The 17,085-nt window shown below is 73.0% G+C and carries 12 protein-coding genes; 8 read left to right on the plus strand and 4 right to left on the minus strand.

Translation table 11 applies throughout. The annotated features are described in order from the left end of the window. Window positions 1–35: 35 nt before the first annotated feature. Window positions 36–638 (plus strand): TetR family transcriptional regulator, encoded by a 603-nt coding sequence (locus tag ACFYXS_RS37170; RefSeq protein ID WP_389256242.1) that lies wholly within the window; start codon window positions 36–38, stop codon window positions 636–638. 73 nt (window positions 639–711) lie between these two features. Here ACFYXS_RS37170 and ppc read toward each other — a convergent pair whose 3' ends face one another. Continuing rightward, complete coding sequence (ppc, locus tag ACFYXS_RS37175; protein WP_389256204.1) at window positions 712–3,435, minus strand: phosphoenolpyruvate carboxylase; 2,724 nt, start codon at window positions 3,433–3,435, stop codon at window positions 712–714. A gap of 190 nt (window positions 3,436–3,625) precedes the next feature. On the opposite strand from ppc, the gene ACFYXS_RS37180 reads away from it, so the two are divergent. Then, the gene (locus ACFYXS_RS37180; RefSeq protein ID WP_389256205.1) at window positions 3,626–4,927 is read left to right on the plus strand and encodes a sensor histidine kinase; all 1,302 of its coding nucleotides are present in this window, start codon (window positions 3,626–3,628) and stop codon (window positions 4,925–4,927) included. Between the two features lie 591 nt (window positions 4,928–5,518). Here the strand turns inward: ACFYXS_RS37180 and ACFYXS_RS37185 are convergent. Continuing rightward, window positions 5,519–6,031, minus strand: coding sequence for an SUKH-3 domain-containing protein (locus ACFYXS_RS37185; RefSeq protein WP_389256206.1), 513 nt, complete (start codon window positions 6,029–6,031; stop codon window positions 5,519–5,521). Beyond that, window positions 6,028–6,522, minus strand: coding sequence for a YwqJ-related putative deaminase (locus ACFYXS_RS37190; protein ID WP_389256207.1), 495 nt, complete (start codon window positions 6,520–6,522; stop codon window positions 6,028–6,030). Before ACFYXS_RS37190 ends, ACFYXS_RS37185 begins: the two co-directional genes overlap by 4 nt. Before the next feature lie 299 nt (window positions 6,523–6,821). Here ACFYXS_RS37190 and ACFYXS_RS37195 point away from each other — a divergent pair, with 299 nt between their 5' ends. The 4 genes from ACFYXS_RS37195 (at window position 6,822) to ACFYXS_RS37210 (ending at window position 11,789) form a co-directional block, all read left to right on the plus strand. Then, the gene (locus ACFYXS_RS37195; RefSeq protein WP_389256208.1) at window positions 6,822–7,394 is read left to right on the plus strand and encodes a hypothetical protein; all 573 of its coding nucleotides are present in this window, start codon (window positions 6,822–6,824) and stop codon (window positions 7,392–7,394) included. Window positions 7,395–7,471: 77 nt separating this feature from the next. Further along, complete coding sequence (locus ACFYXS_RS37200; protein ID WP_389256209.1) at window positions 7,472–8,467, plus strand: HNH endonuclease; 996 nt, start codon at window positions 7,472–7,474, stop codon at window positions 8,465–8,467. 8 nt (window positions 8,468–8,475) lie between these two features. After that, window positions 8,476–10,695: an SUKH-4 family immunity protein gene (locus ACFYXS_RS37205; protein WP_389256210.1), complete on the plus strand. Its 2,220-nt coding sequence runs from the start codon at window positions 8,476–8,478 to the stop codon at window positions 10,693–10,695. 77 nt (window positions 10,696–10,772) lie between these two features. After that, on the plus strand, window positions 10,773–11,789 hold the full coding sequence (locus ACFYXS_RS37210) for a DivIVA domain-containing protein (protein ID WP_389256211.1): 1,017 nt from the start codon (window positions 10,773–10,775) through the stop codon (window positions 11,787–11,789). Between the two features lie 21 nt (window positions 11,790–11,810). Here ACFYXS_RS37210 and ACFYXS_RS37215 read toward each other — a convergent pair whose 3' ends face one another. Beyond that, a complete protein-coding gene (locus ACFYXS_RS37215) occupies window positions 11,811–13,289 on the minus strand; it encodes an MFS transporter (RefSeq protein WP_389256212.1) in 1,479 nt (492 codons plus the stop codon). Between the two features lie 371 nt (window positions 13,290–13,660). Here ACFYXS_RS37215 and ACFYXS_RS37220 point away from each other — a divergent pair, with 371 nt between their 5' ends. Together ACFYXS_RS37220 and ACFYXS_RS37225 are read left to right on the plus strand one after the other, a co-directional pair. After that, window positions 13,661–14,449, plus strand: a complete 789-nt coding sequence (locus ACFYXS_RS37220; RefSeq protein WP_389256213.1) for an ABC transporter ATP-binding protein — start codon at window positions 13,661–13,663, stop codon at window positions 14,447–14,449. Continuing rightward, window positions 14,446–17,025: an ABC transporter permease gene (locus ACFYXS_RS37225; protein ID WP_389256214.1), complete on the plus strand. Its 2,580-nt coding sequence runs from the start codon at window positions 14,446–14,448 to the stop codon at window positions 17,023–17,025. The genes ACFYXS_RS37220 and ACFYXS_RS37225 overlap by 4 nt, the downstream gene beginning before the upstream one ends. Window positions 17,026–17,085 lie beyond the last annotated feature (60 nt).

Below are 17,085 nucleotides of genomic sequence, written 5' to 3' on the forward strand. Positions count from 1 at the left end.
AGGGTACGTCGTCCCGGCGTACCCGCCGGGTGCGCATGACGGGCAAGGAGCGCCGCGAGCAGCTCCTCGACGTGGGGCGCACGCTCTTCGCGGAACGCGGCTTCGAGGGCACGTCCGTCGAGGAGATCGCGCACAAGGCGGGCGTCTCCAAGCCCGTGGTGTACGAGCACTTCGGCGGCAAGGAGGGCCTCTACGCCGTCGTCGTGGACCGCGAGATGCGCCAGCTGCTGGACATGGTCACCGGGGCGCTCACCGGCGGCCACCCGCGCGAGCTGCTGGAACAGGCCGCGTTCGCCCTCCTGGACTACATCGAGCAGTTCACCGACGGCTTCCGGATCCTCGTGCGGGACTCCCCGGTCGCGCAGTCGACGGGCACCTTCGCCTCGCTGATCAGCGACATCGCCACCCAGGTGGAGGACATCCTGGGCCTGGAGTTCAAGCAGCGCGGCTTCGACCCCAAGCTCGCCCCGATGTACGCGCAGGCGCTGGTCGGCATGGTCGCCCTCACCGGCCAGTGGTGGCTGGACGCCCAGAAGCCGAAGAAGGCCGATGTCGCCGCGCACCTGGTCAACCTCTCCTGGAACGGGCTGTCGGGCCTGGAGCCCAGACCCCGGCTGATCGGCCACCGCAAGAACTGAGCCGCGGACCCGGTACGACGAAGGCGCCGCACCCGGGTGGGGTGCGGCGCCTTCGTCGTGCGTACGGGAGCGATCAGCCGGTGTTGCGCAGGCCGGCCGCCACGCCGTTGACGGTCAGCAGCAGCGCGCGGGCGAGCAGCGGGTCCGGCTCCTCGCCGCGGGCGGCGGCCTCCCGCTGCCGGTGCAGCAGGGCTACCTGGAGGTAGGAGATCGGGTCCAGGTAGGCGTCGCGGATGTGGAAGGTCTGCCGCAGCGCCGGCTGCGCGTCCAGCAGCTCCGCCTCACCGGTGATCCGCAGCACCTCGGCGACCGTCAGCTCGTGCTCCGCCCGGATGGTGTCGAAGACGTGCTTCAGCTCGTCTGGCACCAGGGTGTCCACGTAGTGCCGGGCGATCCGCAGGTCCGTCTTGGCCAGCGTCATCTCGACGTTGGACAGGAAGTTGCGGAAGAAGTGCCACCGCTCGTAGGCCTCGGCGATGTCCCCCTCCCGGCCCGCCTCGCGCGCGGCCTTCAGCCCCGAGCCGACGCCGAACCAGCCGGGCACGATCTGCCGCGACTGCGTCCAGCCGAACACCCACGGGATGGCCCGCAGCCCGTCCAGGCCCGCGCCGCTGTCCGGGCGGCGGGAGGGCCGGGACCCCAGGTGCAGCTCGGCGAGCTGGTCGACCGGCGTGGAGGCGAAGAAGTACGCCGGCAGGTCCGGGTCCTCCACCAGCCGCCGGTAGGCGGCGTGCGCGGCGTCGGAGACCACGTCCATGGCGGCGTCCCAGCGGGCCAGCGCCTCGTCGGACTGGCGCGGCGCGGTGTGCAGGGCCGAGGCCTGCAGCGTGGCCGCCATCGTCAGCTCCAGGTTCTCCCGGGCCAGCGACGGGATCAGGTACTTGTCGGAGATGACCTCGCCCTGCTCGGTCACCTTGATCTCGCCCTCAAGCGTGCCCCAGGGCTGCGCCAGGATCGCGTCGTGGGTGGGGCCCCCGCCCCGGCCCACCGTGCCGCCGCGGCCGTGGAACAGCCGCAGCCGCACCCCGTGCCGGTGCGCCACGTCGCGCAGCCGCCGCTGCGCGCGGTGGATCTCCCACTGCGAGGTGGTGATGCCGCCGAACTTGGAGCTGTCGCTGTAGCCGAGCATGACCTCCTGCACGTCCCCGCGCAGCGACACGAGCTTGCGGTAGGAGGGGTCGGAGAGCATCTCGTCGAGCAGCCTGTCCGCGACCTTCAGCTCGTCGGTGGTCTCCAGCAGCGGCACGATGCCGATCCTGGCGACGTCCCCGTGCAGGTCGATCAGCCCGGCCTCGCGCGCCAGCACGGCCGCCGCGAAGACGTCGTCGGAGCCGAGGCACATCGAGATGATGTACGACTCCACGACCTCCGGCCCGAAGCGCTCGAAGGCCTCGGCGATGGTGTGGAAGACACCCAGCGTCTTCGCCCCGGCCGCGTCCAGCGGCGCCGGGGTGGGCGCCAGCGGGCGGCGCGAGCGCAGTTCCTTGGCGAGCAGCTTGCGCCGGTACTCGCGCGGCATGTCCGCGTACCGCCAGGACTCCTCGCCGAGACGGTCGAAGAGCTGGCCGAGGGCGTGGTGGTGGGCGTCCGCGTGCTCCCGGACGTCCATCGTGGCCAGCTGCAGACCGAACGCCGACAGCGTGCGGATCGTGCGGTCCAGGCGGCCGTCGGCGATCAGCTCGCCGCGGTTGGCGCGCAGCGAGTCCTGGATCAGGCGCAGGTCGGCCAGGAGCCCGGAGGTGCCCAGGTAGTCCCTGCCGGGGACGTGCGGGGTGCCGGTGGCCAGCCGCTCACGCGTGTTGAGCAGCTTCTGCCGGATGCAGGTGGCCTTGAGCCGGTACGGCTCCTCCGCGTTCAGCCGCTTGTAGCGCGGGCTGATCCCCGGGAGCCGGCCGAGGTCCTGCTCCAGGTCGGCGAGCAGTTCCGGGCTGGCCCCGGAGTTGCGGATGGAGTTCGACAGCATCGCCCGCAGGTCGTCGACCATCTCCAGGGCGTCGGTGATGCCGTGCTCGTGCTGCAGGATCAGCACGTCCCAGGTGACCTGCGGCGTGACGTTCGGGTTGCCGTCCCGGTCGCCGCCGATCCAGGTGCCGAAGGTCAGCGGGCGGGTCTCCGGCGGCAGCGGCACGCCCACCCGCTCCAGCTCGGCGGCCAGGTCCTCCAGGACGTCGCCCACGGCGCGGGCGTGCAGCTCGTCCAGGTAGTAGATGGCGTTGCGCGCCTCGTCCGCCGGCTCGGGACGCACCACGCGCAGCTCGTCGGTCTGCCACAGCAGGTCGATGTTCTCCGCCAGTCGCACGTCGGTGCGGCGGCGGTCGGTGTCCTGCGGCTTGTCCAGCAGGGCGGCGATGCGGCGCAGCTTGTTCAGCACGCTGCGGCGGGCCGCCTCGGTCGGGTGGGCCGTGAAGACCGGCCGCACGTTGAGGTTGCGCACGGACTGGCGCAGGTGCTCGGGGTCGGCGTCCTTCAGGAGGTCCGCCGTACGGGCCAGCAGGCCCCCGTCGGTGGCCCGGCGGGCCTGCAGCTCACGGCCGCGGTGCACCTGCTCGGTGACATTGGCGAGGTGGAAGTAGGTGGAGAAGGCGCGCACCAGCTTGGCGGCGGTCTGCAGATCTGTGTCGCCGAGAAGGGTGGCGGCGGCCTCGCCGTCACTGCGGGTCAGCGCCCGCACCTTCTCCACGAGGTCGAGGAGTTCCTGGCCTTCCTGCCGTACGAGCGTCCCGCCGAGGAGGTCTCCCAGGCGGCGGATGTCCGCGCGCAGGGGTGCGCTCTCGGTGGTGTTGTCGGCGCTGCTCACAGGTGCGGCTCCTAGTGCAGTGGTATGGATCGCGGCAAGAAACGCGTGGGCCCCGCACGGCGGGTCGTCCGGTCGTGAGGGGGACGGGAGGGGCGGACCGCGCTGTCCGACGCCACCAGGATAGAAGGGCCGCCCGCCCGCGACCGGGGCTGACCGCCAGGCGGACAGCGCCGCGTCTAGGCTGGGCCGTATGAGTACGACGGGGGAGTACGTACCGGACGGAGCTGGAGGACGGAGCCGGGGGGCCGCCGGGCCGTGGTGGTGGGCCCGGCGGCGCAGCATGGTGCTCGACGTGGTGCTGGCCGCCGTCTCGGCGCTGGAGTGCCTCGTCGAGGGCGTGGCCTTCGCGGAGAAGACCGGGGTGTCCGCGGTCGTCGCCGGCGTCTTCGGCCTGCTGGTCGGCTCCCTGCTGGTGCTGCGCAGGCGGTGGCCGGTGGCGGTGGTCCTCGTGTCCATCGCGATCACGCCCGCCCAGATGGGCATCCTGCTCAGCGTCGTCGGCCTCTACACCCTGGCCGCCTCCGACGTGCCCCGGCGCATCATCGCGGTCCTGTCCGGCATGACCATGCTCGGCACGCTGATCGTCACCTTCCTGCAGATGCACGGCGACCTCAGCTCCGGCACCTACCACGCGCCGCTCGCGGCGGTCGCCCTCACCTCCGTGCTCGCGGCGATCGGCGTGACCGCGCCGCCGGTACTGCTCGGGCTCTACGCCGGCGCCCGGCGGCGGCTGGTGGAGTCGCTGCGCGAGCGGGCGGACGGCCTGGAGCGGGAGCTGTCCCTGCTGGCGGAGAAGGCCTCCGAGCGCGCGGAGCGGGCCCGTATGGAGGAGCGCACCCGTATCGCCCGCGAGATGCACGACGTGGTCGCGCACCGGGTGAGCCTCATGGTCGTCCACGCGGCCGCGCTCCAGGCGATCGCCGTCAAGGACCCCGAGAAGGCCTCCGCGAGCGCGCAGCTGCTGGGCGACATGGGACGCCAGGCCCTCAACGAACTGCGCGAGATGCTCGGCGTCCTGCGCACCCCCGGGCCGGCGGTGCCGGCGGTGACCGCGCCGGTAGCGGAACCCGCCCCGGCGCCCGCGCCCGCGGACGTCCCCGACGACTCCGGACCCTGCCTCGCGGAGTTGCTCGAGCTCGTCGAGGAGTCGCGGGCGGCGGGCATGCACGTCGACTTCACGGTCGAGGGCACGGAGCGGTCCCTGGCGGCGCGCGTGGAGACCACGGTCTACCGCGTCGTGCAGGAAGCCCTCACCAACGTCCACAAGCACGCCCCGGGCGCCCGTGCGCGCATCCGGCTGGCGTACCGCGAGGCGGAGATAGCCGTCCTCGTCCAGAACGGGCCCTCCGACGGGGCGCCGGCCATCGCGCTGCCCAGTGGGGGGAACGGGCTCATCGGCATGCGCGAACGTGTCACCGCGCTCGGAGGCGGCTTCGCCGCCGGCACCACCACGGAAGGCGGCTTCCGCGTCTCCGCCCTTCTGCCCGCGTAGCCGTGAGGCCAGGTTTTTCCCCCGCCCGCCCTCCCGGGTGCCCTGTGAAGTCAGTGACCCCGGCGCGCGTGGTGGGTGGGCCGGGTTCGGGGCCTCCGGGGCTGCACGTCCTGGACTGGCATATTTACGCGCCTTTCCAGCACCTGCTCATCCCATCCCCGCCCGGATGGTGCGCACAAATATGCCGCACCGTCCAGAACATCCACCCCTACGACCCCGCCCCCTCCGTAGTTCCAAGCGCCTGATCCCCGGAGGGGTGTTGTTGGCGGTGACGGCTGGGCACCTGGACAGCGCCGCGCCAACGAATGGCCCGAGCACGGTGCCGTCTCTACCCCTCTCCGGGGATCAGGCGCGATACGAGACGGAGGGGGCGGGGTCGTAGGGGTGGGCGTTCTGGACTGTGGAGCATATTTGGGTGCACGACCCGGAGTGACCGATCCAGGGTGCCCGAGGCACCTAAATGTGCTGTCCAGAATGGCCGGCCCGGAGGCCCCGAACCCGGCCCACCCACCACGCGCGCCGGGGTCACTGACTTCACAGGGCACCCGGGAGGGCGGGAGGGGAAAAGAACGGGGAACCGCCCGCGGAGGGTCACGTCGTGAGGCGGTGGGGGCGCACGCCCGCCGTCAGGGTGCACAGCGCAGCGTCAATCGTCGGGCCCACGTAATAGTCCCCGGTGTGGTCCACGCAGTAGACCCGCCCGAGCGCATCGACGCCGAGATGCCCCTGTCCGGAGGACTCCACCCCGAGCGGCGCCACCTCCGTGTCGAGCGCGGAGCCGAGATCGCCCCAGGTGCGGGCGAGGTGCAGGCCCTGGAGGGGGTCGATGAGGACGCCGCTCGGCGCGACCTGGGGGCGGCCGGGGGCGGAGACCGCGGGGACGGTCAGGCCGCCGAACTCGGCCCAGGCCTCGACGGCGGCAGGGAAGACGCTGTGCCGGTGGCCGCCGGGGGAGACGTAGGCGCGCAGGGTGTCGGCCCAGACCTCGGCCTGGCGGATGTCCCACTGGCCGGGCTGCCAGCCCGCGGAGCGCAGCGCGGCGTCGACGCCGACGGGGAAGCGCGTCGAGGTGGTCCGGGCGTTGAGGGCGTCGCTCGCGCTCACTCGGTCTCGGCCCCCGGGTCGAAGGGCCGCACGCCGAAGTGCGCGAGCAGCGGCAGGCAGGAGCGGCACGGCGGCGCGTAGCTGCCGTGCTCGGGGTCGCCGTCCTCACGTATGTGACGGGCCGTCAACTTCGCTCCCTTGAGCGCCTTGCGGGCCTCGGCGGGGGTGAGCGGCTTGCGCGCGGCGCGCTTGCTGCGCCCCGCGTCGGCCTCGGTGAGCCAGCGGGACAGCAGTACGGGCTCCGGGCACCGTCCGGTGAAGCGCTCACGCTGTGCGACGGGCAGGGTGTCGAGTGCGTCCTGGACCAGGGGGTGCAGTTCGGGCGGCTGTTCGCCCTTGCTCCCGGTGCAGGTGAGCACCTCGTCCTTGACCGACAGCGCGGCGGCGACCGCCGGCAGGATGCCGTCGCGGCGGTGGCGCAGCACGGGCGGCGGTGGCGCTTCCTCACTTCCCCAGGTCAGCCGCGGGTCCGCGGCACCTCTCGTCAGCATGTTCCTACGGCCCTCCGATCCGTCCTCCGAGGAGGACGTCCCCCTTATCTGCGCAAGACTGCCAATTGATCGCGCGTTACGGAAGTCGGTTGTGAGGTGAGAGGTTTACTTTGTGCCGGATGTCACGGCACTGTGGGGAGATGGGTATCGCAGTCCGATGTGCCACCGCTCTCGTCGTCCTGGTGTTGGCCACTGGTTGTACGGATAGTAGCGCCGGGCCGGACGCGAAGGGCGGAAAGGCCGTCGATTCGGGGGCTCCTGGGGCTTCGGACGATCAAGAACCGCTGAGTATCGCCCAGTTGAGGGCCGCCCTCGTCACGAGCGCCGATGTGCCCGGTTATGTGGTGACCGGTTCCGGGGGCACCGGTGCGATGCGTCCGGAGCAGGCGCTCACCGCGGGCCGCGCCGACTGCCGCCCGCTGTCCGACCCCGTCAGCGCCCGGCCCGCCCATCGGCGCACCGCGTACGCCTCCACGACGTTCACGTCGAAGGAGGCGGCCGGGGGCAGCGGCGAACTCGACATGCTGCTGCTGTCCGCGCACGTGCCGGGCGACGCGGAGAAGATCATGGACGGTCTCGCCGCGGCGCTGCGGAACTGCCGCACGTTCGAGGCGACCGACGGCGACGGCCGCGCCACCGTCTTCGCCGTCCGTCCCGCCGAGGCGCCCGCGGCGGGGGACGACGCGGTCGCGTACGTCCTGGCCGACACCGCCGCGCCCTCGGACGGCGCCGCCACCGTCACCGTCGTCCGCACCGGCGGCAGCACCGCCACCTATGTCACCGTCCGGCTGTCCGGCGGCACCGGCGGACCGCCCGCCGCGGTCGTGCGCACACAGGACGTCAAACTCCGCCGTGTTGCCGCGAAGCAGTGACCGGAACCAGCCGAAGCACCTGTCGCCCCACCCCCTAGGCTGTGCCCAACACCAGATCCAGCATGGGGGCATCCGCAATGACGACAGGTCGGCTCGGGCACCGGGCCGCGCCACCGAACGCGGCCTACGCCGGTCAGATCGTGCACTTCCCCGACCCGGTGCGCCGCGCCCGCCACCCGCAGGGCGTCCGCGTGGACGACCACGGTTTCCCGGACTTCACGCCCTACGCCCGTGCCGCCGCCGAGATCGCCGAACCGCCGGACGGCTTCGGCATCGACGAACTGCGGCTCACCGACTACGTGTCCGCCAACGCCGCCCAGCACGCCGCCGGACACGAACTGTGGGGCAGCCTGCCGCCGGTCGCCACCCCGCACGGCTGGACGTGGCACCACGTCGCCGGCTCGCGCCGCCTGGAACTGATCCCCGCCGAGGTCAAGTCGCTGCTGCGGCACCACGGCGGCCTCGCCACGACCGCCTCCGCGGACCACGACAAGCGCGGTACCCGACCGCTGCAGGACACCCGGCCCGCGCACTTCGCGGTGGGCACGGGCCGGCACGGTGCCGCGGCCGTCACCGAGCAGCAGGTGCGCGACGTCGAGGAGGAGCTCGGCTACCGGCTCCCCGGTGCCTACCGCAGCTTCCTCAAGGCCGCCGGCGGCTGCGCCCCGCGCGGTGTCGCCCTGCTGCCCCTGCTGGGACTCCTGGTCGACCAGCCCTTCTTCACGGTGCGCGACGAGTCGGCGGTCAACGACCTCGTCTACGTCAACAAGTGCCTGCGCGACCACCTCACCAAGGACTACCTCGCGATCTCCTACGTCCAGGGCGGGGTGCTCGCGGTCAAGGCACGCGGCGCGGACCCCGGTTCGATGTGGCTGTGCGCCTACGACGACGTGCGGGACGCCGACGGTGCCTTCGCCTCCACCGAGGAGCGGGTGGCCGCGCTGCTGCTGCCCTGCGGCGAGGACTTCGACGCCTTCCTCGCCGCGCTCGCCGGCGACCCGCCGGAGCTGGACACGGTCGCGAACCTGATGGTGGACGGCGGCTTCGCCCGCGCCGTCCCGGTGGAGGGGTGAGGCTGCAGATGGTCACGTTCGCGGAGGCGCAGGAGCGCGCCGAGCGGTGGATCAACGCCGGCGTCCCGGCGTACCTCGTCCGCGAGGTGCAGGTGCGGGAGTTCGGCCAGGGCTTCGTGGTGTGGTCCGAGCCCCGCGACGGGGGGCCCACCGGCGACGAGGGCGAGACCCGCGTCGTCATCGCCAAGGACAGCGGGGAGGCCACGCTGTGGCCGGCGCTGCCGGTCGGCGAGATCATCCGCCACTGGGAGGAGGCGTACGGGGGTGCCGCCGACGCGGTCGCCGACGCCGTTCCGGCGCCGCCGAAGCGGCTCGACCTGGAGGCGACCTCCTTCCTGCTCAGCCCGCCCCAGTGGCTGCAGGACGCGGCCGACCGGCTCGGCATCCCGGACCGCCGGCCGGAGGCCGACGCCGTGGCGCCGTCCGACGCCCTGACGGTGGCGGCCACCGACTCGGGGACACCCACCCCGGCCCCGCCCCCCGCGCCCTCGCCCTTCGACGGGCCGCCGCCCCCGTTCGTCCCGACGCCGACGCCGGTGATGCCACTGCCGTACGACCGGTCGCCGACGCCGCCGCCCTCGGCGTGGCGGGACACCAACAACGGCGACGCGGGCCGTGCCGTGCCCCCGCCCGCGACGGTCTACGCGCCGCCGATCACCGACTCCGACGACGCGCACACGCCCCCGCCCAGGAACAGTGCCGAGGCGAGCACCGAGCGGCTGCCCGGCGTGCCGGAGACCGGCACCCCGCTGCCGCCCGGCGGTTACGGCTACCCGGGCGCCGCGGCCGGACCGCCGCCCCCTCCTCCGCCCACGGCGCCCGCGGCCCCCGGCGTGCACCGTGCCGCGACGATGCTGTCGCGTCCCGACGCCCCCGCGCCGCCGCCCCCGCCCGGAGTGCCGGGTGCCGGGGCGCAGCGCCCGGGCGCGGCTGACCTGGCCGGTGCCGAGACCTCCAAGGCCGGACCGCCTCCGCCGCCCCCGCCTCCGCCCGGCCCCGGCGTGCCCGGGACCCCGGGCGCGGGCTATGTGCCGACCCAGCTGGTGCAGGCGCTGCCCGCGAACCAGCCGCCGCCCCCGCCGCCGGGGCCCCAGGCGCCGGACGTGCACCACGCCGCGACGATGCTGTCCCGCCCCGACGGCCCCCCGCCGCCACCCCCGCCCGCACCGGCGCCCGTGGCCCAGCCGCAGGCCGGGTACGGCTACCCGCAGCCCCCCGCCCAGCCGCAGCCGCCCGCCGGTGTGCCCACGATCGGCCCGGGCTACATGGCCGTACTCCGGTACCGCGCGCAGGACGGGTCCGAGCAGCAGCTCATCCGCCGCTCCGCGCCGGGCACCCCGCACCCGGAGTGGCAGATCCTGCACGAGCTGCGCGCCCTCGGCGTGCCGCCGCAGGCGGTGCTGGAGCTGCACACCGAGCTGGAGTCGTGCGACCTGCCCGGCGGTTACTGCGCCCGGATGATCCGGGAGACCTGGCCCCAGGTACGGATCAGCAGCACCGCCCCGTACGGCAAGGACCGGGCCGGCCGCCGCGCGGGCGTGGAGCACCTGCTGACGCACCTCGGCGAGCTGCACCAGGTGGCGAGCGCCCCGGCGCCCGCCCGTCCGCACCGCGTGCCGATGCCCGAGCCGCACCAGATCCAGCGGGTCCCCGCGATCCCGCTGGACGCGATCGGGCACGAGCTCGCCCAGTCCTTCGGGCCGCAGGGCGTCTTCCGCTTCGACCAGCGCGCGGTCGCCCGTCAGGGCGTGCCGGACATCGTGGCGCAGACGCTGACGTGGTCCGGGCTGCCGGTGGACTTCGGCCCGTTCTTCTGGGCGCAGGCCCAGCCGGGCCGCCCGGTGCCGACCCTGGCCGAGCTGGCCGCCGAGCGCGGCGTGCAGCCCGCGCCGGACGCCGGTTCGTACCTGGTCATGGGCAACGACTTCGGCCGCCAGCTGTGCGTGCAGTACGGCACGGCGCACATCGTCGCGGTCCCGCTGGAGGCGGGGCCGGGCGGCGGGACGGCGGTGCCGCAGTTCGTCAACTCCAGCCTGCCGGAGTTCGTCCGCTGCCTGGCGCTGCTGGGCAAGATGTGGCGCTGGCGGCTGGGGCTGACGCCGGACCAGGCGGGCCGCTGGACGGCGGACTTCCAGGCGCAGATCGCCGCGCTCGACCCGGCGGCCGTCGCGTCGCCCGAGCACTGGTGGTCCGTGCTGATCGAACAGATGTGGGACGGGATGCTGTAGCCGCCGCGCCACTCCGGTCGTACGCGGCCGGAGTGTCGCATGATGTGCAAATAGGGCAAACCCATGAGTATGGGGGTATGAGTACGGCATACCCCTACGGCTTCGCGATGGTCCGCGGCCGCGGATACCGCACCGACCAGGTGGACCGCTTCCTCGAGGAGCTGTCCGAGGACCGCGACGCCGCCTGGGAGCGTGCCGCGCGGCTCACCGTCCTCGCCAACGAGATGGACGCCGAGTGCGCCGCCCTGCGGGACGTCGTCGCCGGCCTCGCCCCGCCCACCTTCGAGTCGCTCGGCGGCGGCGCACAGGAACTGCTGCGCCTGGTGGAGGAAGAGGCCGCCGCGGTGCGCGACCGCGCCGAGGAGGAGGCCCGGTCCGCGCACGACGCCGCCGAGGCCGCCCGGCGCACCCTGCTGGACGAGTCCCGTGCCGCCGCGCACGCCCGCCGCACCGGTGCCGACGTCCAGGCCTCGGGCACCCTCGACGAGGCCCGCTCCACCGCGTCCGAACTCGTCGGCGTGGCCCGTCGCGAGGCCGCCCACCTGCGCGACGACGCCACGCGGCGCCTCGACGCGCTGCGCCAGGACACCGAACGCGCCTTCGCCGCACAGGAGAAGGAGCGGCGCGAGCGCCGCGACGCCCAGGAGCACGAACTCGCCGAGCGCGAGGCCGGCCTCGACGCGCGCTTGGCCGAACTCACCCACTACGCGGAGAACATGGTGGAGGAGGCCCGCCGCGCCCTGGCGGCCACCGAGGAGGCCGCGCGCCGCCGGGACCAGGACGCCGAGGCGGCCGCGGCAGAACTGCTCGCCCAGGCCCGCGTCCGCGAGGAGCGCATCCGGCTGGCCGCCGAGCGCGAACTGCGCCAGCACGAGGTCCGCCGCGACGAGATCCGCGAACACCTCGCCCATGTCCGCAGCAGTCTGGCCGCCCTCACCGGCGGCGAGGTCCCCGCCCCGGACGACGGCCCCGCCACCGCCGAAGTGCCGCCCCCGGCCACGGCCGAGCACGCCCACGGCGCCACGGACACCGACGACTCCCCGGCCGCCGGGGACGGCGGGGACACCGGGGACGGCGGGCACCGGGAACCGTAGTCCCGGAACGCGCCGGCCGGGTCACCGCGGCTGCGGGTCCTCCTCCAGGACCGGGAAGCGGCGCGGGGCCACCAGGAGCACGGCGAGCAGCGCCAGGGCGGCGGCCAGCGCCGCACCCGCGTAGACGTGGTTGACCGCGGCGGCGACCGCCCGGCGGACCGGCTCGCTCAGGTGCGCGGCACCGGTGACCGCGTCGAGGTCCGTGCCGGAGCCGTGCAGGCGCGAGGCGAGGGTCGCGTTGGCGACGGCGCCGAAGACCGCGGCCCCGACGCTCTGCCCCACCTGGCGGCAGAAGAGGATGGACGAGGTCGCGGTGGCCCGCTCGCGCCAGGGCACCGTGGACTGCACGCCGACGATGAGCGGCAGCTGGAAGAGGCCGAGCGCGGCGCCCAGCAGCAGCATGACGAGCGTGGGCTGCCAGGCGGGGCCGGCGTACGGGAGCATCACCAGCGCGACGAGCACGACGACGGCCGCGGCCATGCCGAGCGCGGCGGTGTTGCGGAACCCGATGCGCAGGTAGACGCGGTTGCTCAGGGCGGCCGAGAGCGGCCAGCTGATCGTCATCACCGACAGCACGAAACCCGCCTGTATCGGCCCGAGACCGAGCACGGTCTGCGCGTACGTCGGCAGGAAGACCGTCGGCGCCACCATCAGCACGCCGAGCATGCCGAGCGCGAGGTTGACCGAGACGATCGCGCGCCGCCGCCACACCCAGCCGGGGATGATCGGCTCGGCCGCGCGGCGCTCGATCCAGAAGGTCGTGACACCGAGGACGACGCTGCCGCCGAGCAGCCACGGCCGCAGCGGGCCGCCCTGGACGAGGCCGCTGATCAGCAGCCCGCCGGAGAGGAACAGGCCGAGCGCGCCGGGCCAGTCGACGCGGTGCCGGGTGCGGCGGGCGACCGACTCGCGCAGGTGGCGGGAGATGAGGAGGAGCGCGATCGCCCCGATGGGCAGGTTGATCAGGAAGATCCAGCGCCAGCTGGCGTAACCCGACAGCACCCCGCCGCACAGCGGGCCGACGACGGCGGAGACCGCCCACACCGTGGAGATCGCCGCCTGGATGCGGCCGCGCTCCTTCAGCCCGTACAGATCGGCGGCCACCGTCTGCACCGTGCCCTGGATGGCGCCGCCGCCGAGCCCCTGCACGATGCGGAAGGCGATCAGGCCGGCCATGTTCCAGGCACCCGCGCACAGCAGGGACCCCAGCAGGAAGATCGCGATCCCGACGAGCAGCACCGGCTTGCGGCCGAAGGTGTCGGCGAGCTTGCCGTACACCGGCAGGGTCACCGTGACCGCGAGCAGGTAGCCGGAGAACAGCCAGGAGAAGACCGAGAAGCCGCCGAGGTCGCCGACGATCTGCGGGACGGCGGTGGAGATGATCGTGGAGTCCATCGCCGCCAGCGCCATCGCCAGCATCAGCGCGGCCACCACCGGGCCGCGGCGGATCGGCGGGGCGGCCGCGGCCGCCGCTGTCGTGGTCTGGTCGGTGCCCTGCACGGGAAAACCCCCTGAATCTGTGTACGACACACTTTTTCATGCCCGTACCGCCGCCGCACAGGGGGTTCTCGCAGGCCGGACACCCGCGCTTGAGCCTCCCGCGGGGGGAGGGTGCAGCATCGACCCCGAGCCGGGTCACCCGAAAGTCGCAGTCCCCCTAGGGGGCGCACCGAGTTTTCTCCTACCCCCGGTTCGTACCGGCGGAGGACGAACCACCCCTCCCCGGCTCCCTAGCCTTCTGGTGGGGCTAACCCCCGGGTCGATACGGAGACCCGCACCATCGTCCAGGCCCCCGTCCCGCAGCCAGTCTGTAGAGGCGATGGTGCACGTCCGCACGAGCCACGACATTCACGACGAAGCAGGAGATACCAGTGACAACGGCAGTATCGATTCCCAAGTCCGGGGGCAGCGGAGAACGTACGGCCGTTGCCGCCAGTGCCCGCGGTGTGACCAAGGCGTACGGTTCCGGCGAGACCCGGGTCGTGGCCCTCGACGCGGTGGACGTCGACATCGAGCGCGGTCGCTTCACCGCGATCATGGGGCCGTCCGGCTCCGGCAAGTCGACCCTGATGCACTGCCTCGCCGGTCTCGACACCGTCACCGAGGGTCAGATCCTCGTCGGCGACATCGAGATCACCAAGCTCAAGGACAAGAAGCTCACCCAACTGCGCCGGGACAAGATCGGCTTCATCTTCCAGGCGTTCAACCTGCTGCCGACCCTGAACGCCGTCGAGAACATCACGCTGCCCATGGACATCGCCGGCCGCAAGGCCGACCCGCAGTGGCTGCGGCGCGTCGTGGAGACCGTGGGCCTGGCCGACCGCCTCAAGCACCGGCCCGGGCAGCTCTCCGGCGGCCAGCAGCAGCGTGTCGCCGTGGCCCGCGCGCTCGCCGCCCGCCCCGAGATCATCTTCGGCGACGAGCCCACCGGAAACCTCGACTCCCGCGCCGGCGCCGAGATCCTCGGCTTCCTGCGCCGCTCGGTCGACGAACTCGGCCAGACCATCGTCATGGTGACCCACGACCCGGTCGCCGCCTCCTACGCCGACCGCGTCCTGTACCTCGCCGACGGCCGGATCGTCGACGAGATGCGGAACCCGACCGCCGACTCCGTCCTCGAGCGCATGAAGGACTTCGACGCCCGCGGGAGGACCTCGTGACCGTCGTCAAGACCTCCCTGCGCAACTTTGTCTCGCACAAGGGCCGCATGGCGCTCTCCGCCATCGCCGTCCTGCTGTCGGTGGGCTTCGTCTGCGGCACGCTCGTCTTCACCGACACGATGACCTCCACCTTCGACAAGCTCTTCGCGGCCACCGCGTCCGACGTCACCGTCACGCCCAAGGGCGCGCCCGGCAACGACGACATGCAGATGACGACGAAGGCCTCCACCGTCCCGGCCTCCGTGGTCCGGCAGCTCAAGGGCGTCAACGGCGTCAAGGACGCGACGGGCGAGGCCAACAGCCAGACCCTGACCGTCACCGACAAGAACAACGACAGCCTCAGCCCCACCTCCGGCGCCCCCACCATCGGCACCAACTGGGACTCCACCGAGGAGCGTTCGGTCGACCTCACCTCCGGCCACGCCCCGCGCGGCCCCACCGAGGTCATGGTCGACGCCGACACCGCGGACAAGCACCACCTGAAGATCGGCGACGAGATCCGCGTCATCGCCATCCCCGGCGAGTTCCGCGCCCGGATCACCGGCATCGTCACCTTCAAGGTCACCAACCCCGGTGCGGCCGTCTTCTACTTCGACACCGCCACCACCCAGGCCAAGCTCCTCGGCGCCAAGGACGTCTTCAGCAGCATCGGCCTGACCGCCGCGCCCGGCGTCAGCGACGACCAGCTGAAGAAGAACGTCGCCGCGGAACTCGGCGCCGCCGGCGGCTACAAGATCCAGACCCAGGCCGAGTGGACCGCCGAGAACAAGAAGGACATCGGCGGCTTCCTCGACGTCATCAAGTACGCGATGCTCGGCTTCGCCGGGATCGCCGTGCTCGTCGGCGTCTTCCTGATCGTCAACACCTTCTCGATGCTGGTCGCCCAGCGCACCCGCGAGATCGGCCTCATGCGGGCCATCGGCGCCAGCCGCCGCCAGGTCAACCGCTCCGTGCTCATCGAGGCGCTGCTCCTCGGCGTCGTCGGCTCCGTCCTCGGCATCGGCGGCGGCGTCGGGCTCGCCGTGCTGCTGATGAAGCTCATGGGCAACCTGGGCATGAACCTCGACACCTCCTCGCTGACCGTCAAGGCCACCACTCCCGTCGCCGGTCTGGTCCTCGGCGTCGTGGTGACCGTCCTCGCCGCCTACCTGCCCGCCCGCCGGGCCGGCAAGGTCTCCCCGATGGCCGCCCTCCGTGACGCCGGCATCCCGGCCGACGGCCGGGCCGGCCGGGTGCGCGCCGTGATCGGTGTGGTCCTCACCCTGGGGGGTGCCGCCGCCCTCCTGGTCGCCGCACGGGCCACCAAGGCCGCCGACGGCTCGGCCTTCCTGGGCCTCGGCGTGCTGCTGACGCTGGTCGGCTTCGTGGTCGTCGGCCCGCTGCTCGCCGGCTTCGTCGTCCGGGTCATCAGCGCGGGCGTCCTGCGGATCTTCGGCCCGGTCGGCCGCCTCGCCGAACGCAACGCGCTCCGCAACCCGCGCCGCACCGGTGCCACCGCCGCCGCCCTCATGATCGGCCTCGCCCTCGTCGCGGGCCTGTCCGTGGTCGGCTCCTCCATGGTGGCCTCGGCCAGCGACCAGCTCGACAAGTCGGTCGGCGCGGACTTCATCATCGCCTCCGACAGCGGCCAGCCCATCACCCCGCAGATCGAGAAGGCCATCAAGGCCGCGCCCGACCTCGCCCACGTCACCGACTACAAGTCCCTCGACGCCCGGATCACCACCCCCGACGGCGCGGTCTCCGAGACCAGCATCTCCGCCGCCGACCCCACCTACGCCCAGGACCTCCAGGTCAAGACCGTCGCCGGCGAACTCTCCGCCGCCTACGGGGCCGACGCGATGTCGGTCGGCGAGAGCTTCGCCGACAAGCACCACGTCACCCTCGGCGACACCCTCACCGTCCGCTTCTCGGCGGGCGACACCGCGAAGCTCAAGGTCACCGCGATCACGTCCAAGGACACCGCCTTCGACGGCGGCGCGATGTACACCAACATCACGACCGCGGCCCACTACGTCCCCGCCGACCGGATGCCGATCAACGACATCATGTTCGCCGCGGCCAAGGACGGGCAGCAGGACGCCGCGTACGCCGGACTCAAGAAGGCCCTGCACGACTTCCCGCAGGTCCAGGTCCGCAACCAGGCCGACTACAAGCAACTGCTCAAGGACCAGATCGGCCAGCTGCTCAACCTGATCTACGGCCTGCTCGCGCTGGCGATCATCGTCGCGATCCTGGGCGTCGTGAACACGCTCGCCCTCTCCGTCGTCGAACGCACCCGGGAGATCGGCCTCATGCGGGCGATCGGTATGTCCCGCCGCCAGCTGCGCCGCATGATCCGCCTGGAGTCCATCGTCATCGCCCTCTTCGGCGCGATCCTCGGCCTCGGCCTGGGCATGGGCTGGGGCGCCACGGCGCAGAAGCTGCTCGCCCTCCAGGGCCTCGGCATCCTCGAGATCCCCTGGCCGACGATCATCACCGTCTTCATCGGCTCCGCCTTCGTCGGCCTCGTCGCGGCCCTCGTCCCGGCGTTCCGCGCGGGCCGCATGAACGTCCTCAACGCGATCGCTACGGAGTAGCGAGCGGGCGGGTTTTTCCCCGCCCACCCGCCCGAGTGCCCCGTGAAGTCATGCGCCCCG

It is taken from the genome of Streptomyces sp. NPDC002574, from assembly GCF_042889545.1.
In the GTDB taxonomy this organism is placed as follows: Bacteria; Actinomycetota; Actinomycetes; order Streptomycetales; family Streptomycetaceae; genus Actinacidiphila.

What these genes read in the sequence shown, in the direction of transcription:
- ACFYXS_RS37210 (WP_389256211.1), top strand. Translation starts at nt 10,773, where the DNA reads ATGAGTACGGCATACCCCTACGGCTTCGCGATGGTCCGCGGCCGCGGA.
- ACFYXS_RS37170 (WP_389256242.1), top strand. Translation starts at nt 36, where the DNA reads ATGACGGGCAAGGAGCGCCGCGAGCAGCTCCTCGACGTGGGGCGCACG.
- ACFYXS_RS37205 (WP_389256210.1), top strand. Translation starts at nt 8,476, where the DNA reads ATGGTCACGTTCGCGGAGGCGCAGGAGCGCGCCGAGCGGTGGATCAAC.
- ACFYXS_RS37200 (WP_389256209.1), top strand. Translation starts at nt 7,472, where the DNA reads ATGACGACAGGTCGGCTCGGGCACCGGGCCGCGCCACCGAACGCGGCC.
- ACFYXS_RS37180 (WP_389256205.1), top strand. Translation starts at nt 3,626, where the DNA reads ATGAGTACGACGGGGGAGTACGTACCGGACGGAGCTGGAGGACGGAGC.
- ACFYXS_RS37190 (WP_389256207.1), bottom strand. Translation starts at nt 6,522, where the DNA reads ATGCTGACGAGAGGTGCCGCGGACCCGCGGCTGACCTGGGGAAGTGAG.